The sequence below is a fragment of the Ferruginibacter sp. genome, assembly GCF_031430955.1.
Classification (GTDB): domain Bacteria; phylum Bacteroidota; class Bacteroidia; order Chitinophagales; family Chitinophagaceae; genus Ferruginibacter.
Map to the genome: position 1 here is coordinate 1 of NZ_JANPCM010000146.1, position 1569 is coordinate 1569.

Here is a 1569-nt window from a genome sequence, read left to right on the forward strand (position 1 = left end):
AATGCCTTTATCAATTGCCTTTTTTTGTTCCGTACTTATTTCATCCCACCAATCATCTTTTTTTGAAGCATCAAAAAGATGATATACCATTTCCAATTCTTTTTCCGATGCTGTATCAACAAATTTCTTTACCTGGCTTCGTAAAACATTTACATTATTCATTGCTTAATATTTTTCCAAATTTAAAACTTTTGAATGAAGAAAATGAAAAGCTAAAACTTGATTTTAGTAATCCACTTTAACATCTATGCCAAAAACAAAATTTTTCAACTAAATTCGTAATAATGGAAATTACGGAAACTATACCAAAATACAACCTCACCGAAGAAGAAGAAAAAAAAGAGATTCTGCGGCAGTACCGTGGCCTGCTCCGTGTTTTAAAACCTAAATTAAAATCCGGCGATAAGGAGCTGGTTCGTACGGCTTTTGAAATGGCGGTAGAGGCACATAAAACCATGCGGCGCAAAAGCGGCGAGCCTTATATTTTACATCCGCTGGCTGTGGCTAAAATTTGTGTAGAAGAAATTGGCCTGGGTGTACGCAGCACCATTTGTGCTTTACTGCACGACACAGTGGAAGATACCGACATTACTCTTGACGATATTAAAAGGGAATTTGGAAACGAGATTGCAAAAATTGTGGATGGTCTTACCAAAATAAGTACGGTGATGGACACCAACACCACCCAGCAGGCAGAAAATTTTAAAAAAATCTTACTAACACTTACCGATGACCCAAGAGTAATTTTATTAAAGCTTTCCGACCGACTGCATAATATGCGTACGCTGGACAGCATGAAACGGGAGAAGCAGTTAAAGATAAGCAGCGAAACCGTTTACGTTTATGCCCCACTGGCACACCGCATGGGCTTATACAATATTAAAACCGAAATGGAAGACCTGGCCATGAAATATATGGAGCCGGATACTTACCGCTATATTGCTCAAAAACTAAACGATACCAAAAGAGAACGTACCAAATACATCAACGATTTTATAAGGCCTTTAAAAGAAAAATTAGAGAAAGCTGATTTTGATTTTGAAATTTACGGCCGGCCAAAAAGCATACATTCCATCTGGACAAAAATAAAAAAGAAAGGCGTAAGTTTTGAAGAAGTGTATGATTTATTTGCCATTCGCATTTTGGTAAATGCTTCTCTTGAAAAAGAAAAAGAAGAATGCTGGAAAGTGTACAGCATAATTACTGATGAATACAATCCATCACCCGAAAGATTAAGGGACTGGCTGAGTAATCCAAAAAGCAATGGATACGAAGCCTTGCACACCACCGTAATGGGGCCACAGGGTAAATGGGTAGAAGTGCAGATACGTACCAAACGCATGAATGAAATTGCTGAAAAAGGTTTGGCCGCACATTGGAAATACAAAGAAGGCAAAGATGATGAAAGCCGCTTTGACAAATGGTTTCAGCAAATACGGGAAGCGCTGGCCAACCAGGATACCAACTCCTTAGATTTTTTACAGGATTTCAAAACCTCTTTTCTTGCAGAGGAAATTTATGTATATACACCTAAAGGAGAAATAAGGATGTTGCCTACAGGCGCAACAG

1 protein-coding gene is annotated in these 1569 nt (G+C 38.2%); it reads left to right on the plus strand.

Features of this window, described 5'->3' with window-relative positions; genetic code table 11:
- Window positions 1–284: 284 nt before the first annotated feature.
- On the plus strand, window positions 285–1569 hold a 1285-nt coding region (locus ACY65O_RS03995; protein WP_462219556.1), incomplete at its 3' end, for a RelA/SpoT family protein.